This is a genomic window from Streptomyces rectiviolaceus, from assembly GCF_039533825.1.
Lineage (GTDB): Bacteria > Actinomycetota > Actinomycetes > Streptomycetales > Streptomycetaceae > Streptomyces > Streptomyces rectiviolaceus.
This window is the reverse complement of the sequence record NZ_BAAAUG010000200.1, coordinates 1-23,864: the sequence shown is the minus strand read 5'-3', so window position 1 is coordinate 23,864 and position 23,864 is coordinate 1. Positions and strand designations below refer to the sequence as shown.

The window sequence follows — 23,864 nt, the reverse complement described above, 5'->3', positions numbered from 1 at the left end:
GTCGCGGGCGTCCGGGTCAGAGGCTGTAGACGCGGGTCGCGGTCCCGGCGAAGAGGGCGGCGCGTTCGCTGTCGCTCAGCGTGTGGGTCAACTGCCGTGCGGTGTCGACGACTTCGCCGTACATGGCGGCCAGGATGCAGACGGGCCAGTCCGATCCGAACATCAGCCGGTCAGGGCCGAAGGCGTCCAGGACGGTGTCCGCGTACGGACGCAGGTCGTCGACCGTCCAGGTCTTCGGGTCGGCCTCGGTCACCAGACCTGAGAGTTTGCAGACGGTGTTGGGCAGCGCGGCGAGCGAGCGGACGGCCGCGGCCCAGGGTTCGATGGCGCCGGACGCGATGGGCGGCTTGCCCAAGTGGTCCAGCACGAAGGTGAGTTCGGGGTGCTCCTGGGCGGCCTTGACGCAGGCGGGGAGCTGGTGGGGCAGGACCACGAGGTCGTAGGCGAGACCCGCCGCGCCGACCGCGGCCAGGCCACGGCGCACGTCGGGCCGCAGCAGCCACTGCGGGTCCGACTCGCCCTGGACCTGGTGCCGGATGCCCACGAGGCGCTGCCCGCCCCGGAGTTGACGCAGGTGCGCGAGCGTGTCACAGGCATCCGGGCGGGTGAGATCGATCCACCCGACCACACCCGCCACGAGGTCGCTGTCCGCCGCCAGGGCGAGGAACTCGGGGGTTTCCTCGGCGACGGTGACCGTCTGGACGAGCACGGTCGCCGCAACGCCCGCGGCGCGCGCCTCGGGCAGGAGGTCGCCGAGGGAGAAGTCCCTGCGGATCGGGGCGAGCGCGTCGCCGGTGATCCATTCCTGGTCGCGTACGGAGAGGTCCCACACGTGGTGATGGGCGTCGACGATGTGCGGTGTCACGGCAGCTCCCACACAGCGGGCAGCCCCGCGTCCGCGCCCTCGGCCGAGTAGTCGTGGACGACGTCCAGGAGCTCGGCCATGCGCGCCTGCCAGGCGATGTTGACCGGCAGCTTGTCCAGCTCGGCGAGCATACGGGCGTAGTCCTCGCACTCCAGGACGTGGAAGAGATCGGTTCCGCTGCGCCAGATCGTCCAGGAGGTGGCGCCCGCGGCGCGGATGGCGGCGGCGAGCTCGGCGGGCACCTCGCGGTGCGCGGCGTCGTACTCCGCGACGCGGTCGGCGCGGACCTTGGTGTGCAGGGCGATTCTCACGCGGGGTCCTCTCGCTCTTCTCCGGGCACGGGAACGCCGACGGGCAGCAGCCCTTCGGCTCGGGCTTCCTTCCAGAAGCCGGCCGGGACGGTGGACGCGAACTGCGCTGCCGCGTCCTGGACTTCGTACGCCGAGCGGGCGCCGACGAGGACGGTGGCCACCGCCGGGTGGGCCAGGGGGAAGGCCAGGGCCGCCGCCCGCAGCGTGGTGCCGTGCCGCTCCGCCATCGCCTTCAGACGCCGGGCGCGGTCCAGGAGGGAGCGGGGCGCCGTCGTGTAGTCGTAGGTCGCACCCGGCCTGGGGTCGGCGAGCAGGCCCGAGTTGAAGACGCCGCCGATGACCACAGCCTTGCCGCGCTCGTGCGCCGCCGGGAGCAGCTCGGCCAGGGCGCTCTGATCGAGGAGTGTGTAGCGGCCCGCGCACAGGACGGCGTCGACGTCCGTGTCACGGACGAATCGGGTGAGCATCGCCGTCTGGTTCATGCCCGCTCCGATCGCGCCGACGACGCCCTCGGAACGCAGCCGCTCCAGGGCCGGATACCCCTCGCGGAAGGCCTGTTCCGCGTGGTCGTCCGGGTCGTGCAGGTACACGATGTCGACGCGGTCGAGGCCGAGGCGGGTGAGGCTCGCCTCCAGGGAGCGCCGGACACCGTCCGCGCTGAAGTCCCAGACACGGCGGTGCGTGGCGGGCACGGCGAAGCCGTGGGCGAGGTCGTCGCCCACGGGCCGCTCCACCGCTTCGAGGACGCGGCCCGCCTTGGTCGAGAGCGTGTACGCGTCGCGTGGGCGTGCCCGCAGCGCCTCGCCAAGCCTGCGCTCGGACAGGCCGAGGCCGTAGTGCGGCGCGGTGTCGAAGCAGCGGATGCCCGCGTCCCATGCGGCGTCGATCGCCCCGGCCGCCTCCTCGTCGGTGATCGGGGTGTAGAGGTTGCCGAGTCCGGCGGCGCCGAAGGACAGCTCGGTCACCTCGACGCCGCCGGGTCCTAGGATGCGCCGGGCCATGCCGCTCACTGGCCCGCCGGGCGGAGCCGCAGGCCCTGCATGCCGCCGTCGACGGCGAGCGCGGTGCCGGTGGTGGCGCCGGAGAGCGGGCTCGCCAAGTACGCGATGGCGCCCGCGACTTCGTCCGCCGATACGAGGCGCCCTGTCGGCCGCCGGGCCGCGAGCGCGGCTCCATCATCCGCCGGGTCGGGCGCGGCATCCAGGAGGCGGCCGACCCACGGGGTGTCCACGGTGCCGGGGTTGACGCAGTTGACGCGCACCCCTTCGCGTACATGGTCGGCGGCCATGGCGAGCGTCAGCGAGAGCACCGCGCCCTTCGACGCCGAGTACAGGGCGCGCTGCGGGAGGCCCGCGGTCGCGGCGATCGAGCAGGTGTTGACGATCGCCCCATGGCCGGATGCGCGCAGGTGCGGAAGGGCGGCGCGGGTGGTGCGCACGATCCCGAGGACGTTCACGTCGAGCACCGTATGCCACTGGGCGTCGTCGTTGTCCTCGACTGTGCCCTGCGCGCCGATCCCCGCGTTGTTGATCAGTACGTCGAGTCCGCCGAGCCCGGCCACGGCGGCGGCGACGGCCTCGCGCACCGAGGCGTCGTCCGAGACGTCGGCGCGGTATCCGGTGAGCGGCTTCTCCACGCTGTCCGGGTTCAGGTCGAGCACCGCGACCTGGGCGCCGCGCGCGGCGAGCAGCTCGGCGGTGGCGCGCCCGATGCCGGAGGCTCCCCCCGTGACCAGGGCCTTGAGCCCCTCGAAGTCAGTCATGCGGCTGCTCCTTTGCCCTGAGCGAGGTCGGCGGCCCAGAAGGCGCCGTCCGGATAGGTGAATTCGGCGAGGGACTCGGCCCGCATCATGGCCGAGAACCCCGGTGCGGTGGGCGCCATGTAGTGGCCCTCGCGCAGCACGACCGGGTCGATGAAGTGGTCGTGGAGATGGTCGACGTACTCGATGACGCGGTTCTCGGTGGTGCCGGAGAGTGCCACGTAGTCGAACATCGATAGATGCTGGACGAGTTCGCACAGGCCCACGCCACCGGCGTGCGGGCAGACGGGGACGCCGAACTTGGCGGCGAGCAGCAGGATCGCGAGGTTCTCGTTGACGCCGCCGACGCGGGCCGCGTCGATCTGCAGCACGTCGATGGCGCCCGCCTGGAGGAGCTGTTTGAAGACGATGCGGTTCTGCACGTGCTCGCCGGTGGCGACCTTGACCGGTGCGACCGCCTTGCGGATGGCGGCGTGGCCGAGGACGTCGTCGGGGCTTGTGGGCTCCTCGACCCAGTAAGGGTCGAACTCCGCAAGGGCGCGCGTCCACTCGACGGCTTCGCCGACGTTCCAGCGCTGGTTGGCGTCGATCGCCATCCGGATGCCGGGCCCGATGGCCTCACGGGCGGTACGGCAGCGGCGTACGTCGTCCGCCAGGTCCGCGCCGACCTTCAGCTTGATCTGGGTGAAGCCGTCCGCCACGGCCTGGCGCGCCAGGCGGGTCAGCTTCTCGTCGCTGTATCCGAGCCAGCCCGGTGACGTCGTGTAGCCGGGGTAGCCGTTGGTTCGCAGCAAGGCTTCGCGCTCGGTGGCTCCGTGACGGCCCAACTGGAGGAGTTCCAGGGCTTCTTGTGGGGTGAGGGCGTCCGCGATGTAGCGGAAGTCGATCTGGGAGACCAGCCACTGGGGTTCGGCGTCCGCCAGGAACCGCCAGAGCGGCTTGCGCGCACGCTTGGCCGCTAGGTCCCACAGCGCGTTGACGACGGCGCCGATGGCCATGTGCATCACGCCCTTCTCGGGCCCGAGCCAGCGCAGCTGACTGTCCCCGATGAGGTCGCGGTTCAACGTCCCCGGATCGGCGCAGAGTTCATCGACGGACCGGCCGAGCACGTGGTGGCGCAGCGCCTCGATCGCGGCGACCTGCACGTCGTTGCCGCGCCCGATGGTGAAGGTGAAGCCGTGCCCCTCCAGGCCGTCGTCCGCGTCGGTGCGAAGCACCACATAGGCGGCGGAGTAGTCGGGGTCCGGGTTCATCGCGTCGGATCCGTCCAGCTCCCTTGAGGTCGGGAACCGTACGTCGAAGGTGTCGACCGCGGTGATGCGGGCTGAGGTCGGGGACACAGGAGGCCTTTCCGGAAAGGGACAAGGAGACGGGGAACCCGGAGCGGGGTCAGTCCTGTGCGCGGCCGGTGGTGACGCGCGCGATCATCAGGGCGACCAGGATGATTCCGCCGTAGATGGCCTGGATCCAGAAGGACGGCACCTGGGCGAGAGTGAGCAGGTTCTGTACGACGCCGAGGAGCAGGACGCCGGTGAGGGCGCCGAACATGGTGCCCTTGCCGCCGTCGAGGCTGATGCCGCCGATGACCGCGGCCGCGAACACGGTGAAGATCATGTTCTGGCCCTGGTTGGCGTTGATCGCGCCGACGTAGCCGGTCTGCATGAGTCCGCCGACGGCGGCGAGGCATCCTGCGACGATGAACACGCCGAGCATCACGCGCTCGACGCGGATGCCGGCGGCGCGTGCCGCGTCGGCGTTGCCGCCGATCGCGTACAGCGCGCGCCCCACGCGGTGGTACTTGAGGACGAAGCCCGCGACGCCGAAGGAGACGGCGGCCAGCCACACCGAGAGCGGGATGGTCAGGAACGTCGAGGTGGCGAGGGTGTAGAAGGCGTCGGGCATACCGAAGAGCGTCTTGCCCTCGGTCGCGCCGACGAGCAGTCCGCGCAGCACGATCAGCATGGCGAGCGTGACGATGAATGCGTTGAGCTTGAGCTTCACCACGAGGATGCCGTTGAAGGCGCCGATGACCGCGCCGACGACGACGATCGCGAGCAGCGCCACCACGGCGGGCATCTCGGTGCCGAATCCGGCCTGAGCGGCGGGCAGCACGAGGAGCGCGCCGACGGCGGGCGCGATGCCGACGACCGATTCGAGGGACAGGTCGAACTTGCCGGTGATGAGGACGAGCGACTCGGCGAGCACGACCATCGCGAGGGCCGCGGATGCGCCGAGGATGGAGATGAGGTTCCGCTCGGTGAGGAACGAGTCGTTGACCAGTGCGCCGAGCAGCATGAGCAGCAACAGGGCCGGGACCAGGGCTAGTTCCCTGGCCCTTCGCAGCAGCACCGAGCGTGCCTGCTTGCGGGCGGTGTCCGTCTTCGCCGTCAGGTTCGGCGCGGTCGAGGCCGACGGGGCCTTCGTGTCAGCCACGGCTGTCTCCTTGTTCTTTGGCTGCGGGCCGGTGGGGGCTGGTCGCGCCCGCGGGGCCGCCCACCCCTTCGATCGACGCGATCAGGTCGTGGTCGGCGAAACCGGCCTCGTGTTCCGCGACGATCCGGCCGTGGAAGAGGACGAGCACGCGGTCGCAGCGCCGCAGGTCGTCCAGTTCGTCGGAGACGACGAGGACGGCGGTGCCGTCATCGCGGGCGTTGTCCATCCGGGCGAGCAGTGACTCCTTGGACTTCACGTCCACGCCCGCGGTGGGGTTGATGAGGACGAGGAGCCGCGGGTCGGAGGCGAGGGCGCGTGCCATGACGACCTTCTGGGCATTGCCGCCGGAGAGGTCGGACACGAGCTGGTCGGGCCCCTCGGCATGGATGTCGAGGCGCTCGATCAGCTCATCGGCGAAGCCGCGCTTGCGCTCGGTTCCGACGAAGCCGTACTTCCCGAGCCGGTCGAGCACGGTCATCGTGGCGTTGTCGCCGATCGTCATCCCGAAGACCAGGCCCTGGTCGTGCCGGTCGCGCGGGACACAGCCGACGCCGGCCCGCAGCGCGGCGGTCACATCACCGAACGGCAGCCGCTCGCCGTCGAGCCGGGCGCTGCCGCCGGTAGGCGTGTGCAGCCCAGCGATGGTCTCGGCGAGGTTGATCTTGCCGCTGCCGCTGGATCCGGCGAGCCCGACGACCTCGCCCTTGCGGACGGTCAGGTCGATGTCCGCGTACGACTCGCTGGTGAGGCCCGTGACGTCGAGCATCACCGTGGCGTCGGCGGGGACCTCGGTCCGGGCGACGGACTCCTCGGCGGCCTCCTTCTCCCGCAGGGCCTCGCCCGCCATCGCCTCGACCAGGGCGGCGCGCGGCAGGTCGGCCACGGGCGCGGTGGTGATCCAGCGGGCGTCGCGCAGGACGGTGACGGTCTGGCACACCTCGTACACCTCTTGGAGATGGTGCGAGATGAAGAGGAAGGTGACGCCTGACTCCTGGAGCGCCCGCATGCGCGTGAAGAGCCGCTCGATCTCACGGTTGTCGAGCTGCGCGGTGGGCTCGTCCAGGACGATGAACCGCGCTCCGAAGCTCAACGCCCGTGCGATCTCCACCATTTGGCGGTCCTCGACCTTGAGATCGGCGGTACGCGCGTCCGGGTCGACCCGCACGTCCCAGGTGTCGAGCACCTCCGCGGCCTGGGCACGCAGCTTGCGCCAGCTGATGAAGCCGCCGCGCCCTTCGGGCTGCCGGTTGATGAAGAGGTTCTCGGCAACGGTCAGATCGGGTACGACCGTTGGCTTCTGATAGACGCAGGCCACCTTGCGGCGCCAGGCGTCGCGGTCGCTGAGCGGCGGCGCGGGCTCGCCGTCGAAGAGGACGGTGCCCGCGTCCGGGGCCTGGAGTCCGGTGAGGATGGTGACGAGGGTGGACTTGCCCGCGCCGTTGCGGCCGACGAGGGCGTGGGACTCACCGGGCAGGACGGTCAGCTGACCGTCCTGCAGCGCGACGGTGGGTCCGTACCGCTTGACTATGCCGGTCGCTTCGACGAGCGCTGTCGGCTCCTTCGGCCCCGGAGCCGGGGTCTTGGTCATCGGCGTACTCATTTGACCGTGTTGCCCCACAGCTTGGAGTCGTCCACGTTCTCCTTGGTGACCAGCGGAGCGGGCAGCTGGTCCTCGAGAATGCCGCTGGGCAGCTTCACGATGGTGGAGTCGTGATCGGTCGGGCCCGGCTTGAACTTCTTCCCGTTCATCGCGGCCTTGATGTAGTACATCCCGTACTTGGCGTACGCGTCGGCGGGCTGCGACACCGTGGCGTCGATCTGGCCCTTGCGGATGGCGTCGAACTCCTGCGGGATGCCGTCGTTCGAGATGACGGTGATGTGCCCCTTCTCGCCCGTCTTCTTCAGCATTCCCTTGGACTTCAGCGTCTGCAGGGTGGGCGCGAGATAGACGCCGCCCGCCTGCATGTAGATGCCCTTGATGTCGGGGTTGGAGTTGAGCAGCGTGTCCAGCTTGGACGCGGCCGTGTCGGACTCCCACTTGGCGGGGATCTCCAGGACCTTGAGCTTGGGGTACTTCTTCTTCACGCAGGTGCGGAAGGCCTCGGAGCGCTCGCGGCCGTTGACGGATGCGAGGTCTCCCATGATCTGGACGACCTTGCCGGTCTTGACCTGCCCCCCGAGGTACTCACAGGCCTTCTCGCCATACGCCTTGTTGTTGGCCCGCACCACCATCGCGACCTTGCCCTTCTCGGGGGCGACGTCGACGGCGACCACGGGCACGCCCTTGCGCTCGGCCTGGTCGAGCCCGGCGGAGATCGCCGCACTGTCGAGCGGCGCGACCACAAGCCCCTTCACACCCTGGTTGAGCTGGTTGTTGATGTCGGTGATCTGCTGCGAGGGGTCACTGTTGGAGTTGACCGTCTTCATGGCGTCGACGTCCTCGGACTTCGCCATCTTCGGCACGTAGTCGTTGTACGACTGCCAGAACGGCGAGGTCAGCAGGGGCAGGATCACCCCGACCTTGCCCTCTCCGCCGCCTTCGCCGCCCGCGGGCGCCGCGCTGTCCTTCGTACTGCCACATGCCGTGAGCACGAGGGACGCGCAGGCCGCCGCGGCGGCGATCCGCGCCGCCCGCGAAATCCCCGCCCTGCTGGACCTGTTGCGCACATTTCTGCCGGCCATCTGACGGCTCCTCATCGAGCGTGAATCGAGTGTGGATCGGGGTGTGGATCAGGTGTGGATCGATCGGGATCGGACGAAGTCCTGGCGAGTCCCAGCGACTGCTGGGCGAATATTTATCAGACCACTTGGCGCTCACAACACCCCTCGACGCCAAGTTTTCCTGGTTTTGAGCCGTAGTGGTCGGACCACATCTCTGGTTAGACTGCGGCGCACTCGGCTAGTGGAGGAGCGCCACGTGGACCAGACCGCCCCGCAGAAGGGCACCGTGACCGGGCGGGCCATAGAGCAGCTCAAGGCGATGATCGGCGAGGGCAGGCTCGAACCGGGCGAACGCCTGCCGACGGAACGGGACTTGGCCACACAGCTGGGCATCTCGCGCAGTTCGATGCGGGAGGCGATTCGCGCGCTCACGGTGATGGGGGTCCTGGAGGCCCGACACGGCTCGGGCATCTACGTCACCCAGCTGGAGGCCGGGGATCTCCTGGAAACCTTCGGAGTCGTGGCCGATCTGTCACGCGGGCGGCGGCTCGTGGAGCTGCTCGAGGTGCGGAGGGTTCTCGAGTCGACGGCCACGGCGCTGGCGGCGGCCCGCATCTCCGCGGACCAACTGGCCGATGTGGAGAAGCACTTGGAGGCGATGAACGCCACGGAGGACCCGGAGGAGATCCTCTCCCACGACCTGGCGTTCCACCGCACGATCGCCTTGGCGGCGGGCAACGACACGATGGCGGCGATCCTGGAGGGCCTCTCCTCGCGCACGTTCCGTGCGCGCGTATGGCGCGGCTACCAGGAGGAAGGCGCCTTCGAGCGCACGCGCCGGGAGCACGCGCGGATCCACTGCGCCCTGGTGGCCCGTGACCCGGAGGCGGCGAGGGCCGCGGCGGCGGCGCACGTGGGAGAGGTGGAGGAGTGGATGCGGGCGCAGCTGGACGGATAGGGCAGCCCTGGCCGAGCGGGGCGCGCCGGCCCTCACGGACCCGATCGATCGAGGAACTGCTGCCCGCTCACCGCGGCACGAACAAGGCCAGGATCACGGTCGGCCAGCTCCTCGCGCACACCACGGGCCTACCAGGCGGCGTGCCGTTCTACCGCAGTACCCCCACACGTCGTGCGCTCCTGGACGGCCTGCGCGCGCTTCCCCTCACGACCCGGCCGGGCACGGCCGTGGCGTACTCGTCGCCCAACTCATCGCCGAACCCCTGGGGTTGACCGGCCTGACGTTCACACCGCGCGGCGAGGCCCGTGCACACGCCGTGTCGACGGAGCACTGCCACTGGCGTGATCACGTGGTGACGGGCGAGGTGCACGACGAGAACGCCGTCGCCCTCGGCGGCATCGCGGGCCACGCCGGACGCGTCCACGTCCTGCTCGCCAACCGGGTCCATCCGCGCCGCGACGGCAAGCGTTTCCCTGCCGTCCGGCGGGCGTTCCACCACAGGGTGGCGCTCCCGCTCGGACAGGATCCGCCAGCGCAGCGCCTCGGCCCAGAACCGGGCCAAGGCGGGCAGATCATGGGCGTCGATGATGATGTGATGCAGGGAGATAGGCATGCCGGTCAGTGTGCCCGGCAGTCGGCGTCGCCGCGTAGATCCAGTCCAACCCGTCGTAGCCAGGTGCGTCGAGGTGCTCCGCCCGGGTCAGGCCTGCCGCGACCGCCACGCGTCGGGAGGCGGCATTGGCCGGGCGGACGCGGGCGATGAGCGGGAGATCAGGAACATGGCGAGAGGCCCAAGTGGTCACCGCGGTGGCGGACTCGGCGGCGTAGCCCCGGCCCCACGCGGACGTGGCGAAGCGGTAGAAGAGGTTGAGGGTCCGCATGCCGTGCAGGTCCACGGGCTTGATCCCGCAGAAGCCAAGCTGCCGGGCAGAGTCGTGGCGCCGGACGACCCAGTAGCCGTATCCGCAGCTCTGCCACTGGTCGTTCCAGCGTTGATAGAGCGCCGCTGCCTCTTCGGGACGGACCAGCGCGTCCGAGGGATTGTGCAGACAGGTTCCGGGATCACTGTGGATCGCGAAGATCGCGTCGATGTCGGCTTCGACCGGGCGCCTCAACGACAGCCGGACGGTCCGCAGTTCTTCGGTCGCCGGTCTCGGGTCGGTCATTCGGGCATCGTAGGACGGGGCGTGTTTCCCGGCGCGGGCGAAGCGGCCGGACAGGCTGATGGACCAGCCCGTCCGGCGTCCGAGCATCTGCTCGATGCCCCCGCTCGAAGTCTGCTCAGCGAGCCGTCACGCCCGCGTCAGCCGCAACGTCACCAGCTCGAACGGTCGCAGCGTCAGCGTGACACCGTCGCCCGAGCGTTCCGGCGCCGCGGCGTCGGCGAGGGGGCGCTCCAGCAGGTCCGTCACCTCGACGGAGCCGACCGGGAAGCCCGCGGCCAGCGTCGCCTTCGCGCGACCGCCGCGCGACTCGTGGAAGCGGACGACCACGTCACCGCTGCCGTCGTCGGCGAGCTTGACCGCCGTGACGACGATGGCGTCGTTGTCGACCGTCACCAGCGGGGGCACCTCGGCCCCGCCGGTCACACGGCGCTCGGGAAGGTTGATCCGGTACCCCTCCCGCACCGCGTCGCCGATCCCCGCCCCCGGCACCAGCGCGTGCCGGAAGCGGTGGACGCCCTGGTCCGTCTCGGGGTCGGGGAAGCGCGGGGCGCGCAGGAGCGAGGCGCGTACCGTCGTGGTCGTGCCCGAGTCCGACGCGCGCACCGTGCGCGTCACGTCATGGCCGTACGTCGAGTCGTTGACCAGGGCGACACCCCAGCCCGGCTCCTCCATGTGCACGAAGCGGTGGTTGCACGCCTCGAACTTGGCGGCCTCCCAGCTCGTGTTGGTGTGCGTGGCCCGGTAGAAATGGCCGAACTGCGTCTCCGACGCGTACCGCTCCGCGTGGATGTCCAGCGGGAACGCCAGCTTCAGGAACTTCTCCGTCTCGTGCCAGTCGACCTCCGTGTCGATGTCCAGGCGCATGGAGCCGGGGGCCAGGGACAGCACCTGCGTGAGCCGCGAACCGCCGAAGGTCCGCACGACACGGACCGAGACAGCGTCATCTCCGGGCTCGACCGTGTCCGCCTCCGTGAGATCGGTGACCGTGTTCCGGTAGAACTCGTCGACGTCCCACGCGTCCCACATGTTCGGGAAGTCGGCGTGGATCTGCGGCAGGTTCGCCGCCTGACCGGGTGCGACGGTCTCCCGGTCGGCCGCGATGTCGTACGCCGAGACGACAAGACCGCGCGCGTCGATCTCGACCCGCAGGAGGCCGTTGTCGAGGACGTAGCCGCCGTCGGCGCGCGAGGCGATCGCCGACTCGCCGTCGATGGCGGCGGGGCTCGCGCCGCCCGCGGGGACGCCGTCGCGGGTGTGCGGGGTGGAGTTGAAGACGAGGGTGCCCGTGCCGCCATCGCCCGCCAGCGCACGCTGGGCCGCGGCGATGATGCCGTTCAGCTCATCGGCGACCGCCGCGTACGTCGCGCGCGCCTCCCGGTGCACCCAGGCGATGGACGAGCCGGGCAGGATGTCGTGGAACTGGTGGAGCAGGACCGTCTTCCAGATACGGTCCAACTCCTCGTAGGGGTACGCGAATTCGGGCGCCCGCACGGCAGCCGTGGCCGCCCACAGCTCCGCCTCACGGAGCAGGTGCTCGCTGCGGCGGTTGCCCTGCTTGGTGCCCGCCTGGCTGGTGAGGGTGGCGCGGTGGAGCTCCAGGTACAACTCGCCCACCCAGACAGGGGCGTTCGGGTACTCCGCCTCGGCCTTCTCGAAGAAGGCGGCGGGGGTCTCCCACTCGACGGTGGCCGAGCCCTCCAGGTTCCGCAGGCGTCCCGCCTTCGCGATCATCTCGCGGGTGGTGCCGCCGCCTCCGTCACCCCAGCCGGTCGGCGCGAGAGAGTGCCGGGCGACCCCCTTGTCCTTGAAGTTCTTCGCCGCGTGGGCGATCTCGCTGCCCTTCATCGAGCAGTTGTAGGTGTCGACGGGCGGGAAGTGCGTGAAAATGCGGGTGCCGTCGATGCCTTCCCAGTTGAAGGTGTGGTGCGGGAAACGGTTGGTCTGCGACCACGAGATCTTCTGGGTAAGCAGCCACTTCGACCCCGCCGCCTTGATGATCTGCGGCAGTCCTGCGGCGAAGCCGAAGGTGTCGGGCAGCCACGCCTCGTCGTTCTCGACGCCGAACTCGTCGAGGAAGAACCGCTTTCCGTGCACGAACTGACGGGCCATCGCCTCCGAGCCCGGCATGTTCGTGTCCGACTCGACCCACATACCGCCGGCGGGCACGAACCGCCCATCCGCGACAGCCTTCTTGACCTTCGCCCACACCTCGGGCCTGTGCTCCTTGACCCACGCCCACTGCTGCGCCTGGGACATGGCGAAGACGAAGTCCGGCTCGTCCTCGATGAGCGCGGTCATGTTCGACGTCGTACGCGCGACCTTGCGCACCGTCTCGCGCAGCGGCCACAGCCACGCCGAGTCGATGTGCGCGTGGCCGACGGCGCTGATGCGGTGGGCCGAGGGCTCGGCGGGGGTGCTGAGGACACCTTCGAGCTCGGCGCGGGCCGCGGGCGCCGAGCCGTTCACGTCCTGGAGGTCGACGGCGTCCAGGGCGCGGCCGATGGCCCGCACGACGGCATAGCGGCGCCCGGAGTCCTCCGGCAACTCCTGCATGAGCTCGCCGAGCACCTCCAGATCGATGACGAGCTGCCACACGGTCTCGTCGAAGACGGCGAGGTCCATGCGGGCGAGCTTGTACTGGGGCTCGCTGCCGGCCGTCTCCCTGTCGCCGAGCTGGGTGGGCAGGAAGGGGTGGTAATCGAGGATGACGGGGTTGGAGGCGGCCTCGATGTGCAGGTGGACGTCTTCGCCGCCGGTCGCGGGGGCGGCGATCCGTACCCACTGGTTACGGGGGTTGAGGCCCTTCACCGGCGTCCCGTCGGGGCGGTAGACCAGGCCCTCGCACTGGAAGCCGGGCATGTTCTCGTCGAAGCCGAGGTCGAGGACGGCCTCGACGGTCTTCCCCGCCCATTCCGTGGGCACGGTGCCGGTCACCTGGAACCAGCTGGTGGCCCAGGGGGCGCCCCAGGCTGCGCCGACCTCGGTGGGCTCGGGGATCGCTGCGAGGCCTTCCTCAACAGGAACCGGCTCACCCGGGGCGGTCCACACCGCGACGTCGAGAGGGACGGACTCGGGGTATATCGCAGGGCGGACGCGCTCGTCGAGGACGCGCTTGAGGCGGGCTTCGATGAGGGTGCGGTCGTCGTGCATGGTGCTCTCCGTTTGGGTGTTGAGTGCGGGTGGGGTGGACGGATTCAATTTCCCCAACCCCGCCCCTTCCCGAAAACTCGCTGGGCGCGAGGGCCTACCTGGGGCTCCGCCCCAGACCCCGTACAAGATGTCCTCAATCGCCGGACGGGCTGAACTATCAGCCCGTCCGGCGTTTGAGGACGAACTCGGCGAAGCCGGTGATCAACGGCGCGCAAGGCCCCCGCGCCAGAGCGGGTTTTCGGGAAGGGGCGGGGTTGGGGAGCGATCTTGGGGCCTAGCCGACCTCCCCTGGCCGCACGACCTCCGTGATGCCCCGCGCAGCCAAATGCGCCGAGTCACCAACCCTGCTGGCCAGAACAGTGGTGGGCCGGGCCCCGTCCGCGACGAGGCCCATGAACGCCTCGAACACCGCTCCCCCAGGGGCACACGCGGACCGCGCCGAGGTGGAGTCGTCGACCACCACGGCAGTGCCCCGCACCGCGGGCGCGTACTCCCGCCCCCGCCACTCCTTCGCGAGCCGAGCCAGCACCTCACCCCCCGGCTTGACCCGTCCCTCGTTGGTCAACAGCCCCAGGCTGTACTCAAGTTCAGGGAAATCCGCCAGCGAACGCGACACATCGTGCGAGCACCACCACGTCACCCCCCACACATCCGCACAGTCCAGCGCCGCCGCCACCGTCGCCTCGGTGAACGAAGCGGCATGCTCGGCGGGGATGAGGGGAGCGGGCGCGCCCACCTCCTGGAGCCAGACAGGGCGGTGCGGATCGTCGGCCCAGGCCTTGGACAGCTCGATCATGTACGCGGCGTGGTGCGCGGTGGCGACCCCCTCCCGCCCGTGCCGCTGGGCCGTGCCGTTGAACACCCAGGAGTGCACGGCGGTCGCGCCGCCGAGCCGCGCGGCCTGGGCCGGGGTGAAGGGCTGGTCGTCCTGGTACCAGGCGGCGTCGTACTCGGCATGCAGATGCAGCTTGCCGGGGGCACCCTCCTCACAGGCGGCGAGCACCCGGCGCAGCCACTCCCCCGCCTGGTCCTCGGTGATCCGGTCGGGGTCGGGATGCGGGCCCGCGGAGAACTGGTTGACCTCGTTGCCGATGGTCATGCCGATGAAGTTCGGCCGGTCGGCGAGAGCGGCGGCGAGCGTACGCAGGTAGGCGACCTCGCCCTCCACCACGTCGGGGTCGGTGAAGATGTTCCGCCGGTGCCACGTCTGCGTCCACGCGGGCAGGAAGTCGAAGCTCGACAGGTGCCCCTGCAGTCCGTCGACGTTGACGTCGAGCCCGCGCTCGGCCGCCGCGTCCGCGAGGGCGACGAGCTGCTCGACGGCGCGCGGCCGGATCAGGGTGCGGTTGGGCTGGAAGTACGGCCAGATCGGGAAGACCCGGATGTGGTCGAGGCCGAGCGAGGCGATCGAGTCGAGATCGGTGCGCACGGCGTCGATGTCGAAGTCGAGCCAGTGGTGGAACCACCCTTGGCTGGGGGTGTAGTTCGCGCCGAAGCGCGGCGCGTCGGAAGGCACACGAGTCATACGAGGCATGCGAGTCCTGGTTCTCGGGGGTGCGGGGGGTGGGGCCGGTGCGGGGCCCGGGATGCAGGGAGTGCGGGGGATACACAGGGTGCGAGGGGGATGCGGGGCGCGGCTGCGCCTCAGCCCTTGACCGCTCCCTCGCCCACCCCGCGGAAGAAGTACCGCTGGAGACAGGCGAAGAGCACGATCAGCGGAAGGACGGCGATGACCGTGCCCGCGGCGACGAGCCGTTCGTCGTTGGCGAAGGTGCCGTGCAGATAGTTCAGGCCGATGGTCAGGGTGAACCTGTCCGGGTCGCTCAGCACGATCAGCGGCCAGAGGAAGTCGTCCCAGGCGCCCATGAAGGCGAAGATCGCGACCACGGCGAGGGTTCCCTTGACCGCGGGCAGGGCGATCCGCAGGAATCGCTGCCAGACGTTGGCGCCGTCGACGTACGCGGCTTCCTCGATCTCGTAGGGCAGGTTCAGGAAGGCGTTGCGCATCAGCAGGACGTTGAGCGCGGAGACGCAGCCGGGCAGCAGCACTCCGATGAGGGTGTTGTTCAGGCCCAGCTCCCGCATGGTCGTGAACTGGGCGATGATGATGCCCTCCACGGGCACCAGCATGGCCAGGATGAAGACGACCGTGGCCGCCTTGCGGCCCCGGTAGCGCAGGCGCGCGAGGGCGTAGCCGGCGAGCGTGGCGCCCACGCAGTTGGTCACCACGTTGGCGGCGGCCACCTTCAGGGAGTTGAGCGCGTAGTCCCAGACGGGGATGGTGTCGGCGACCCGCTCGTAGTTGTGCAGGGTCGGGCTGCTCGGCAGGAACTTGGGCGGGGAGCTGAAGATGTTCTCGTGCGGGCCCTTCAGGGAGGTGGACAGCTGCCACAGGAAGGGCCCGATCATCAACGCCAGTACGGCGAGCAGGAGCCCGTAGCGCAGGACGATCTCCCACACCGGCATCCGGCGGCCGTTCTCGTCGGTGATCCGCCCGCGCTTGCGGGCACCGGCCTTGCGGACCTTCCCCTCCGCCTTCCGCTGCGCCTTCCGCTGCGCCTGCTCGGTCTTCCGCGTGTCCGTCGCGATGCTCACGCGTCCTCCTTCCGGTCCGCGCGCAGCACGAGCAGCATCAGCGCGACGGTGACGACGAAGACGACGACCGAGATGGCCGACGCGTACCCGACACGGCCGGTCAGGCCGGTGCCGACGCGTTGCACCAGCATCACGAGCGTGGTGTCCTCGCCCGCCGGACCGCCGTTGGGTCCGGCCATCAGATAGACCTCGGAGAACACCTTGAAGGCGGCGACCGAGGACAGCGCGGCGACCAGGACCATCGTGGAGCGCACGGCGGGCACGGTGACCGTGAAGAAGCGGCGCACCGCGCCTGCGCCGTCCACCGATGCGGCCTCGTGCAGCTCGCGCGGCACGTTGGCGAGCGCCGCCAGATAAATGATCATGTAGTAGCCGAGACCCTTCCAGACCGTGACGGCCATGGCGCTCAGCAGGAGCAGCCACTGGTCGCTGAGGAAGCCGACCGAGCCGACGCCCACCGCTTCGAGCACCGCGTTGACCAGGCCCCGTTCATCCAGCATCCACACCCAGATCAGGCCCACCACGACGATGGACGCGACCACCGGCGTGTAGAAGGCGGACCGGAAGAAGGTGATGCCGGGTATGTGCTTCTGGACGAGCATCGCGAGCAGCAGCGGCAGCAGGACGAGCGCGGGGACGACCCCCACGATGTACAGCGTCGAGTTGCGAAGCCCGATCCAGAACATGTCGTCGTGCAGCAGCTCCCGGAAGTTGTCCAGGCCGACGTACTCCCCCGGGATCAGGGTCCGCTTGTCGGTGAAGGAGTTGATGAGCGTGCTGACGAACGGATAGAGGATGAAGACGCCGACGATCAGCAGCCCGGGGGCGGCGAACAGCCAAGGGCTGGAGGGCAGTTGACGCCTGATGCGGCGACGGGGGCCGCGGTCGGCGGCGGCACGGGGAACGGTGGCGGCGCTGGAGCTTTTCATGGTGGTGGTCCCGTGTCGTCGTCTCAGCTCTGCTTCAGCAGCCGGTCGCAGCGCTTGACAGCGTTGTCAAGCGCTTCCTCTGGGCTCTCCTTGCCTTGCAGCGCCCGGGCGACCGCGTTGCGCAGCTCGATCTTCATCTGCTCGCTGAACAGCACCGGCGTGTAATTCACCGCGGTCTTGATGGACTTGGCGGCGGCGACCCGCACGCGGGTGTCATCGGTGCCGTCCTGCTTGGTGAAGTACGGCTCGTCGAGCGAACCCTCCGTGCTGGGGAAGATCGCCACCTTCTTGGCGAAGGACATCTGCCGCTGCGCGTCCGTCACGTAGTGGGCGAAGGCCACTGCGGCGGGCGTCTGCTTGGTGCGGGTGTTCACCATCACCCCCATCACGTACATGTTGTCCTTGCCGGTGTTGGTGATCTGCGGGGTGATCCCGATGTTCTTGTAGAGGCCGGGCGCCTCCTTCTTGAACTTGCCGAGGTCCAGGGCGCTTCCGGGGTTCATGGCGACGGCCTCGGTGAGGAACTTCTTCCCCGTCGATTCGGGCGTGGCGTTGAGCGCCTGCCCGTCCAGGGCCTTCGCGTCGTACAACTTCTTGTACTCGGTGAGGAGTTCGACGCCCTTGGCGCCGTTGAAGGTGAACTTGGTCCCGTCCTTGTCCATCAGCGGGACGCCGTAGCGCCCGAAGTCCTCGATGGTGGGGATGTTGGCGAGCGTGGCGGTCTTGCCCTTGCTCTTCTTCGACAACTGCAGCGCGCTGTCGAAGAGTTGGCCGTACGTCTTCGGGGGCTTGTCGGCGTCGAGCCCCGCGTCCTTGAAGATCCGCTTGTTGTAGAAGAGCGGCCCGGTGTTCAAGTACCAGGGGAAGGCGTACGTCCCCTCCGTCCCCGGTATCTGGTGGCTCTTCCACGCCCCGGGCAGGTACTCCTTCTCGTACTTCCCGGCGGCCTTGTCGAGGTCGAGCGCGAGCCCGGCCTTGGCCAGCGGCGCCACCAGGTCGGGCGAGACGTTGACGACGTCGGGGAGGGTGCCGGCCGCGGCGTCGGCGCTGATCTTGTCGGCGTAGCCCTCGCCGGGCTGGTCGACCCAGTTCACCTTCGTGCCCGGGTACTTCTCCTCGAAGCCGTCGACGACGCCCTCGAAGTACGACTTGAAGTTGGCCTTCAGGTTCCAGGTCTGGAAGGTGATCTCGCCCTCGATCTTGCCGGACGCGTCGGTCGAGCCGCCGCTGTCACCCCCGTCGCCGCAGGCGCTCAGCGGCAGGAGCACTGCGAGGACGGCGGCAGCGGCGGCTGCCCTTCTGGGGATGCGGGGGTGGTGGGAGATGCGCACGGTGAAACGGCTCCTTTGCTCGGCCCAGCGTGAGGCAGACCTTGCATGGAACTCCGGTAAAAAGTCAATGGATTCGTTGAATAATCCTGTCCAGCGCGCCAACTGTGCAGGTCAGCTCGGTGCGTTGAACTTCTTGCGGGGATCGACTAATGCGCTTTAGAGTGGGCTGGCTCAAGCGCATTAGTATGCGCTCCACAGGAAAGGGGCAACACCGGTGCAAGGCAAGCGGTCCCCGGCACGCCGGCCGACCATGAAGGACATCGCGCGCCGCGCCGGAGTCTCCGAGAGCGCCGTGTCCTTCGCGCTCAACGACCGGCCCGGGGTCTCCGACGTCACCCGCGACCGGGTCCGCAGGGTCGCCGAGCAGCTGGGCTGGCACCCGAGCACGGCGGCGCGCGCACTGTCCGGCGAGGGCTCGGCGACGGTGGGCCTCGTGGTGGCCAGGCCCGCGGGGACGCTGGGCGTGGACTCGTTCTTCCTGCAGTTGATCTCGGGCATCCAGGAGGTCCTGGCGGAGCGTCAACTGGGCCTGCTCTTCCAGGTGGTGGAGGACGTGGCCGCCGAGTGCGCGGTCTACCAGCGGTGGTGGGCCGAGCACCGGGTGGACGGAGTCCTGGTCGTGGACCCGCGCACGGCCGACCCCCGACCCGCGCTCCTCGACGATCTCGGGCTGCCCGCGGTGGTGACGGGCGGCGTGCCGGACCCGGACGCGCACCACACCGGGCTCTCCACCGTCTGGGCGGACGACGCGGGCGCGATGGCATCGATCGTGGACCACCTGTACGCCCTCGGCCACCGCCGCATCGTGCACATCGCGGGGCTGCCCGGCCTCGCCCACACGGAGCGGCGGATCCGTACGCTGCGGGCCGAGGCGCAGCGGCGCGACCTGTCCGAGGTCCGCTCGGTGACCACGGACTACTCGGACGCGCAGGGAGCCGCAGTGACACGCCGTGTGCTTCGTGCCGCGTCCCCACCGACGGCTCTCGTGTACGACAACGACGTGATGGCCGTGGCCGGCGTCGCCGCGGCGGCCTCGCTCGGCTTCGCCGTGCCGGGGGACGTATCGGTGATCGCGTGGGAGGACTCGGCCCTGTGCCGGATGGTGCACCCATGGCTGACGGCACTGTCGCGCGACACGGTGTCCTTCGGCCGGACGGCGGCGCGCGAACTCCTGTCACTCCTGGACGACGGCCCCGCGGCCACGGTCCAGGTGCCACTGCCAACGCTCATCGAACGGGAGAGCACGGGGCGGGTGGCCGAGGGCTGAGCCGCCCCCTGACCTGGCGGCGCGGGGCTGTCGTACCCCACAAGTACGGTGCCGGTATGGCCGACATGTACGAATTCTCGATGGCGATGGACCTGCGTGACGACATCTCCGAGGAGGAGATCGCCGAACTCCGGTGGCATCTCGGCCTGGGCCCCCAGCCGGTGAGACTGACCGTGGTGCGCGAGTTCCCGGTCGTGATGGAGGACGACCAGGGCGAGCTCGTCACGGAAGACGTCCCCGTGCCGCTCCTGGGGTGCCATGACACTGCCTTGAAGGTGGGTGGAGCACTCACCTCCGTGCTGCTCCGGAGGAAGGTGGGCTGGGCGCTGACCGCCCGGCAGGAGATCCACCCGGACGACTTCGACCGCGTCGGCGAACTGCTCACCTGGCTGGCGGCCAAGGCCTGTGGTCACCATGAGCGGTTCGACGGCTCCGTCCGCGTCGGATGGTTCAGGTTCTACGAGGAGGAGCAGCTCCACCCCTTGGCGGTGCGGGACGGCGGGGTCGAGTGGCCCTCGTGAGCGGTGGTCAGTCCTTGTCGTGCCAGGAGAACGCCGCGATACGCCAGCCCTCCGGGGTGCGGACGAACTGGATGGTCTTTGTTCCGCCTCCCTCGAAGGGGGCGCCGTCCAAGATCCCGGACTTGCTGTATGTGCCGAACCGCGAGGCGATGCCGCCCTCGATCTCGGTCCGTTCGGATGTCTCCCACTCGGAGAACTCCACCAACCGCCCCTCTGCCAGGAGCCGTTGACGCGGTTCGATGAACTCGTCCACCGTGTACGCCTTGAACTCCGGTCCTGTCGTGACGATCACGCCGCCCGGGAGCATCAGCCGGCGAAGACGGGACACGTCGGCGGCCTTGCCGCCCACGTTGTCGAAGGCGCCGAAGAACTCGGCGGTCAGGGTGTCGATCTCGCTCTTGGACATGGCCGTGACGGTAACACCGGGATGTGGGACGGGACTTCGGCTGTCGCGGACGTGGGGGCGGGGGCGGGCGGACGGACGAGGCCGCAATCCGTCCGTCCGCTCGTGCTGAGCCTCCTACATCCGCGACCGATACAGGCCGAACTCCGCGAGGCGTACCGCCCCGCGCGACCCCGTCACCCGAAGCCGCCACTCACGCGCCCGCACCGGCGCGGGCAGCGTCAGGACCCGGCTCGCCCCGACCGTGTCCACCTCGGCCACGAGGGACCATCCGGAGCTGCCGGGCACCCGCGCCTCGATCACCGCGTGCTCCAGCTGCTGACCCCGCCGGATGTCCTCGCCGAGCCGGATCCGGTCGGCCTCGCGCGCCTTGCCCAGGTCGACCGTGAGCGTCCCCCGGGAGGGCGCCGGGCACGCCCATGCCGTGTCCGGGTCGCCGTCGACCGCGTACGCCGGTCGGCGGCCGTCAGCGCGGACCCGCACACCCCGCGCGAAGTCCTCCGGCAGCTCGAGCCCGATGCGCTCGCGGAACTCCCGCAGCCGCGCCACGTCCGCCTCCGGGAGCAGACCCCGCTTGTCCGGCGGGATGTTCAGGAGCAGAACGGAGTTCCGGCCCACCGAGCGGAACCAGATGTCCGTCAACTGCTCGACGGACTTGGGCTGTTCGTCCTCGTGGTAGAACCAGCCCGGCCTGATCGAGACGTCGCACTCCGCAGGCCACCACTGCACGTACTGGGCGACCGCCCTCGCCTCGGCCAGCGCCTCCCGGCTCCCCTGGTCGGGCGCGTCGTACTTCAACGCATAGTCGATGCTCCCGTTCCCCGAGTCCTTGACGGGGACGACGCTCCACTCGTTCTCGCGCGCGAGCCCGCCCTCGTTGCCGACCCACCGGACGTCGGGGCCGCGCACCGCGACCGTCGCGTTCGGGGCCAGGGCGCGGATGACGGCGTACCAGCTGTCCCAGTCGTACGTCTCGACCTTCTCCGGCGGGATGCGCCCCTGCGCCCCGTCGAACCACACCTCGTCGATGGGCCCGTACTCGGTGAGCACCTCGTAGAGCTGGTTGAGCATGTGCGCGCCGTAGTCGGTCGCGTCGAGGGTGAACGAGCGCACGGCGGCGTCGCCCGCCCTGTCGTCTCCTTCGACCGGCGTGGGGATGGCGCGCCGTGAGCGTGCGCTGCCGTTGGCGTAGACGCCGTGCAGGTACTGGTTCTCGTCGGCGGGCGAGATGTAGACGCCCACCTTGATCTCGTGGCGGCGCAGCGAGTCGGCGAACGAACGCAGCACGTCGCCCTGTCCGCCCTGCCAACTGCTGCTCACCACACTGTGCTTGGTGTAGCGCGAGGGGTAGAGGACGAAGCCGTCGTGGTGCTTGACCGTGAGGATGGCGAGCTTGAAGCCGCCGTCGCGAAGGGCCCGTGCCCACTGGTCGGTGTCGAGGCCCGAGGGCTGGAAGACGTCGGGGTCCTCGTCGCCCGTGCCCCATTCGAGGCCGGTGAAGGTGTTGACCCCGAAGTGCAGGAACGCGGTCTGCTCAAGGCGCTGCCAGGCGATCTGCCGTTCCGTGGGCCGGACTTGGGATGCCTTGGCGACGACATCGTCCGGGGAGTCGTCGGAGCTGATCGGGATGCGGAAGGGCGGTTCCGGAGCGGCGGGCAGTGGCCGTGCCCGCGGGGCCGGGTGCCGCCAGGGCGAGGGAACTGCTCGACGCGGCGACCGCCGTGGTGACGGCGGCGGTCACGAAGAGACGTCTGCTGACAGTCATGGGTGGGCGGGTCTCCCTGTCGGATGTCGGGGCGATGGGATCAGCGGGTGGTCAAGGTCCAGGCCGCCGGGGTCTTCTGATCCGACGGGTACTGCTGAAGCCGCCCGTCCTCGGCCACGTGCACGGACATCTGCGTGATCGCGTTCGTCAGCCGGTAGCCGTCCGCCGCCTTCACCAGCTGCCACCGCTGCAGGGTGTTCGCCGCGTCGCATGTCTCCCGCGTGACCGAACTGCCCGGCTCCAGCGGCACGTTGAGCGTGAGCTTCCCGCTGCGCGTCTCCAGGCAGGTGCCGTCCGCCGCGGACTTCAGAGTGACGTAGCCGTCGGCGGTGCGCTTGATCTCGTGGGCGGCGGGCTCCGCATGCCCCTTGGTGTCCCGCAGGGTGTACGTACCGTCCGCCACCGGCACCTTCGTCAGGTCCCGCCAACCGGGCGCGTGTCCGGCGGACTTGGCGCGCGCGGTGAAGTCGGCGTACGTCGGGTCCGGGTGTGCGGAGCCCCACGTGACCTGGGCGACATGACTGAGCGGCATCGCCATGGAGGCCGCGACCTCGTTCTCGGTCTCGCCCCGGCCGTTGTCCGGCCACAGGCTGATCTTCGCCCCGGTGATGCCGTCCCGCGAAGCGAGCTTCTCGCCCTCGAAGCTGCGCGGGTCCCAGGCCTTGTCGTACAGCGCCTTGGTGTCGGTGTGGAAGCCGCCGCGTACGAGGTAGAGGGCGTAGGCGGCGTTCTGCAACGGGTAGCCCTGGGCGATGAGTTGGCTCGGCTTCGTCTTCACGTCGAGCCAGTGCTCCACGCTCGTCCCCGCCGCGACGGGCACCGTGTTCGCGCCGGTCAAGCCGTCGTTCCAGATGCGCAGCTGCTTGCCCTTGCCTTTCGCGTACGCGTGCACCCGGTTCACGAAGTCGACGAAGGCGTCCTGCGGGGTCGCGTTCTCGCCGTACTTCTTCTTCGCGTATTCGAGGATGTGGGGGTACTTGGCGAAGTCGGAGCCGAGCATGTACTCGTCGGCGCCCATGTGCCAGGACTTCGCGGGGAACACCTCGGCGTACTCGTCGATGAGGCTCGTGTAGTACGCGAAGGCCTCGTCCTTGGTGATGTCGAGGCGCGACGGCTGCGGCTTGCCGTCGGAGTCGGTGAGCTGGAGGTCGGTGCGCTTCTCGAGCCAAGGGTCCATGTGGCCCGGGGAGTTGATCTCCGGGATGATCGTGACGTGGTACTTCTCGCCGAGGGCGACGAGGCGGCGTATCTCGCTCTTGGTGTAGTAGCCCCAGCTGTTGGCCTCGGGGTGCTTGTCGCTCTTCACCTTGAGTTCGAGGAGCAGCTGGTTCTGCTTGTTGTACGCCATCTCGCGTACGAGGTTCTCCAGCCAGGGCGTCGAGATGTGGATGTAGCAGGCGCAGACGCCCACCCCGCGCTCCTTGTACCGGGGCACGTCGACCGTGCGTCCGGCAGGTACGCGGTCGCTCTGGGCCAGGAGCTGGAGCAGGGTGCGGGTGCCGTAGAAGGCACCGGTCCCCGTCGCGCCGGTGATCTCCAGGCGTTCGCCCGCGCGGAGTTCGTACCCTTCGGCGCCGAGGGGTTCGCGTGCGGGAGCGACGTCGATCACGATGTCGCCGTCGCGCGGGGCGCCGCCGGTGACCGGCACCCGGCCCTCGCTCGCCGCGCGCAGATCGTCGGCGAGGGTGCGGGCGACCTCGCGCGCCGCCTGCCCGTGCGCGACGAGCCGGGTGCCCGGGCCGTAGGTGTA

At 69.7% G+C, this 23,864-nt stretch carries 21 protein-coding genes and 1 pseudogene; 4 read left to right on the top strand and 18 right to left on the bottom strand.

Annotation, left to right across the window (positions count from 1 at the left end; all coding sequences use genetic code 11):
* Positions 1 to 16 precede the first annotated feature (16 nt).
* The 8 genes from ABD378_RS40330 to ABD378_RS40295 are packed head-to-tail and all read right to left on the bottom strand — an operon-like array spanning position 17 to position 8,050.
* The gene (locus ABD378_RS40330; protein ID WP_344529770.1) at positions 17 to 865 is read right to left on the bottom strand and encodes an amidohydrolase family protein; all 849 of its coding nucleotides are present in this window, start codon (positions 863 to 865) and stop codon (positions 17 to 19) included.
* The gene (locus ABD378_RS40325) at positions 862 to 1,176 is read right to left on the bottom strand and encodes an L-rhamnose mutarotase (RefSeq protein WP_344529768.1); all 315 of its coding nucleotides are present in this window, start codon (positions 1,174 to 1,176) and stop codon (positions 862 to 864) included. Before ABD378_RS40325 ends, ABD378_RS40330 begins: the two co-directional genes overlap by 4 nt.
* Positions 1,173 to 2,177, bottom strand: a complete 1,005-nt coding sequence (locus ABD378_RS40320; RefSeq protein WP_344529766.1) for an aldo/keto reductase — start codon at positions 2,175 to 2,177, stop codon at positions 1,173 to 1,175. Before ABD378_RS40320 ends, ABD378_RS40325 begins: the two co-directional genes overlap by 4 nt.
* 5 nt (positions 2,178 to 2,182) lie before the next feature.
* Positions 2,183 to 2,938, bottom strand: a complete 756-nt coding sequence (locus tag ABD378_RS40315; RefSeq protein WP_344529764.1) for an SDR family NAD(P)-dependent oxidoreductase — start codon at positions 2,936 to 2,938, stop codon at positions 2,183 to 2,185.
* A complete protein-coding gene (locus ABD378_RS40310) occupies positions 2,935 to 4,275 on the bottom strand; it encodes an L-fuconate dehydratase (RefSeq protein ID WP_344529762.1) in 1,341 nt (446 codons plus the stop codon). Before ABD378_RS40310 ends, ABD378_RS40315 begins: the two co-directional genes overlap by 4 nt.
* 49 nt (positions 4,276 to 4,324) lie before the next feature.
* Positions 4,325 to 5,368 (bottom strand): ABC transporter permease, encoded by a 1,044-nt coding sequence (locus tag ABD378_RS40305; protein WP_386543037.1) that lies wholly within the window; start codon positions 5,366 to 5,368, stop codon positions 4,325 to 4,327.
* On the bottom strand, positions 5,361 to 6,956 hold the full coding sequence (locus ABD378_RS40300; RefSeq protein WP_344529760.1) for a sugar ABC transporter ATP-binding protein: 1,596 nt from the start codon (positions 6,954 to 6,956) through the stop codon (positions 5,361 to 5,363). The genes ABD378_RS40305 and ABD378_RS40300 overlap by 8 nt, the downstream gene beginning before the upstream one ends.
* Positions 6,957 to 6,964: 8 nt before the next feature.
* The gene (locus ABD378_RS40295) at positions 6,965 to 8,050 is read right to left on the bottom strand and encodes a sugar ABC transporter substrate-binding protein (RefSeq protein ID WP_344529758.1); all 1,086 of its coding nucleotides are present in this window, start codon (positions 8,048 to 8,050) and stop codon (positions 6,965 to 6,967) included.
* A gap of 235 nt (positions 8,051 to 8,285) precedes the next feature.
* Here ABD378_RS40295 and ABD378_RS40290 point away from each other — a divergent pair, with 235 nt between their 5' ends.
* The gene (locus tag ABD378_RS40290; protein WP_344529756.1) at positions 8,286 to 8,987 is read left to right on the top strand and encodes a FadR/GntR family transcriptional regulator; all 702 of its coding nucleotides are present in this window, start codon (positions 8,286 to 8,288) and stop codon (positions 8,985 to 8,987) included.
* Positions 8,960 to 9,175, top strand: a pseudogene (locus ABD378_RS40285) (hypothetical protein); the annotation flags it as partial. The gene ABD378_RS40290 and the pseudogene ABD378_RS40285, both read left to right, overlap by 28 nt.
* Here the strand turns inward: ABD378_RS40285 and ABD378_RS40280 are convergent.
* From ABD378_RS40280 to ABD378_RS40250, 7 genes are all read right to left on the bottom strand, one after another.
* Positions 9,136 to 9,600, bottom strand: coding sequence for a VOC family protein (locus ABD378_RS40280; RefSeq protein WP_344529754.1), 465 nt, complete (start codon positions 9,598 to 9,600; stop codon positions 9,136 to 9,138). The pseudogene ABD378_RS40285 and the gene ABD378_RS40280 overlap by 40 nt on opposite strands.
* Positions 9,560 to 10,153: a GNAT family N-acetyltransferase gene (locus ABD378_RS40275; protein ID WP_344529752.1), complete on the bottom strand. Its 594-nt coding sequence runs from the start codon at positions 10,151 to 10,153 to the stop codon at positions 9,560 to 9,562. The genes ABD378_RS40280 and ABD378_RS40275 overlap by 41 nt, the downstream gene beginning before the upstream one ends.
* Before the next feature lie 126 nt (positions 10,154 to 10,279).
* Positions 10,280 to 13,303: an alpha-mannosidase gene (locus ABD378_RS40270; RefSeq protein WP_344529750.1), complete on the bottom strand. Its 3,024-nt coding sequence runs from the start codon at positions 13,301 to 13,303 to the stop codon at positions 10,280 to 10,282.
* Between the two features lie 274 nt (positions 13,304 to 13,577).
* A complete protein-coding gene (locus ABD378_RS40265) occupies positions 13,578 to 14,828 on the bottom strand; it encodes a glycoside hydrolase 5 family protein (RefSeq protein WP_344529748.1) in 1,251 nt (416 codons plus the stop codon).
* A 119-nt stretch (positions 14,829 to 14,947) separates the two neighbouring features.
* Entirely contained in the window at positions 14,948 to 15,898 is a 951-nt protein-coding gene (locus ABD378_RS40260; RefSeq protein WP_386543041.1) for a carbohydrate ABC transporter permease, read from the bottom strand.
* A complete protein-coding gene (locus tag ABD378_RS40255) occupies positions 15,895 to 16,827 on the bottom strand; it encodes a carbohydrate ABC transporter permease (protein WP_344529746.1) in 933 nt (310 codons plus the stop codon). The genes ABD378_RS40260 and ABD378_RS40255 overlap by 4 nt, the downstream gene beginning before the upstream one ends.
* A gap of 23 nt (positions 16,828 to 16,850) precedes the next feature.
* Positions 16,851 to 18,158, bottom strand: coding sequence for an extracellular solute-binding protein (locus tag ABD378_RS40250; protein ID WP_344529744.1), 1,308 nt, complete (start codon positions 18,156 to 18,158; stop codon positions 16,851 to 16,853).
* A gap of 250 nt (positions 18,159 to 18,408) precedes the next feature.
* Between ABD378_RS40250 and ABD378_RS40245 the strand changes: the two genes are divergently transcribed.
* Both ABD378_RS40245 and ABD378_RS40240 read left to right on the top strand, forming a co-directional pair.
* Positions 18,409 to 19,425, top strand: a complete 1,017-nt coding sequence (locus tag ABD378_RS40245) for a LacI family DNA-binding transcriptional regulator (protein ID WP_344529742.1) — start codon at positions 18,409 to 18,411, stop codon at positions 19,423 to 19,425.
* Positions 19,426 to 19,481: 56 nt separating this feature from the next.
* On the top strand, positions 19,482 to 19,946 hold the full coding sequence (locus tag ABD378_RS40240; RefSeq protein ID WP_344529740.1) for a hypothetical protein: 465 nt from the start codon (positions 19,482 to 19,484) through the stop codon (positions 19,944 to 19,946).
* 7 nt (positions 19,947 to 19,953) lie between these two features.
* Here ABD378_RS40240 and ABD378_RS40235 read toward each other — a convergent pair whose 3' ends face one another.
* The 3 genes from ABD378_RS40235 to ABD378_RS40225 form a co-directional block, all read right to left on the bottom strand.
* Positions 19,954 to 20,352, bottom strand: coding sequence for a nuclear transport factor 2 family protein (locus tag ABD378_RS40235; protein WP_344529738.1), 399 nt, complete (start codon positions 20,350 to 20,352; stop codon positions 19,954 to 19,956).
* Positions 20,353 to 20,466: 114 nt separating this feature from the next.
* Positions 20,467 to 21,870 (bottom strand): alpha-L-fucosidase, encoded by a 1,404-nt coding sequence (locus ABD378_RS40230; RefSeq protein ID WP_344529802.1) that lies wholly within the window; start codon positions 21,868 to 21,870, stop codon positions 20,467 to 20,469.
* Positions 21,871 to 22,154: 284 nt separating this feature from the next.
* Positions 22,155 to 23,864, bottom strand: a 1,710-nt coding sequence (locus ABD378_RS40225) for a family 20 glycosylhydrolase (RefSeq protein WP_344529736.1), incomplete at its 5' end; no start/stop codon positions are given.

Bases quoted from the DNA above. Each gene is read 5' to 3' on its own strand.
- ABD378_RS40320 (WP_344529766.1), bottom strand. From the start codon at position 2,177: ATGGCCCGGCGCATCCTAGGACCCGGCGGCGTCGAGGTGACCGAGCTG.
- ABD378_RS40255 (WP_344529746.1), bottom strand. From the start codon at position 16,827: ATGAAAAGCTCCAGCGCCGCCACCGTTCCCCGTGCCGCCGCCGACCGC.
- ABD378_RS40270 (WP_344529750.1), bottom strand. From the start codon at position 13,303: ATGCACGACGACCGCACCCTCATCGAAGCCCGCCTCAAGCGCGTCCTC.
- ABD378_RS40300 (WP_344529760.1), bottom strand. From the start codon at position 6,956: ATGACCAAGACCCCGGCTCCGGGGCCGAAGGAGCCGACAGCGCTCGTC.
- ABD378_RS40280 (WP_344529754.1), bottom strand. From the start codon at position 9,600: ATGCCTATCTCCCTGCATCACATCATCATCGACGCCCATGATCTGCCC.
- ABD378_RS40245 (WP_344529742.1), top strand. From the start codon at position 18,409: ATGAAGGACATCGCGCGCCGCGCCGGAGTCTCCGAGAGCGCCGTGTCC.
- ABD378_RS40240 (WP_344529740.1), top strand. From the start codon at position 19,482: ATGGCCGACATGTACGAATTCTCGATGGCGATGGACCTGCGTGACGAC.
- ABD378_RS40275 (WP_344529752.1), bottom strand. From the start codon at position 10,153: ATGACCGACCCGAGACCGGCGACCGAAGAACTGCGGACCGTCCGGCTG.
- ABD378_RS40235 (WP_344529738.1), bottom strand. From the start codon at position 20,352: ATGTCCAAGAGCGAGATCGACACCCTGACCGCCGAGTTCTTCGGCGCC.
- ABD378_RS40295 (WP_344529758.1), bottom strand. From the start codon at position 8,050: ATGGCCGGCAGAAATGTGCGCAACAGGTCCAGCAGGGCGGGGATTTCG.
- ABD378_RS40315 (WP_344529764.1), bottom strand. From the start codon at position 2,938: ATGACTGACTTCGAGGGGCTCAAGGCCCTGGTCACGGGGGGAGCCTCC.
- ABD378_RS40265 (WP_344529748.1), bottom strand. From the start codon at position 14,828: ATGACTCGTGTGCCTTCCGACGCGCCGCGCTTCGGCGCGAACTACACC.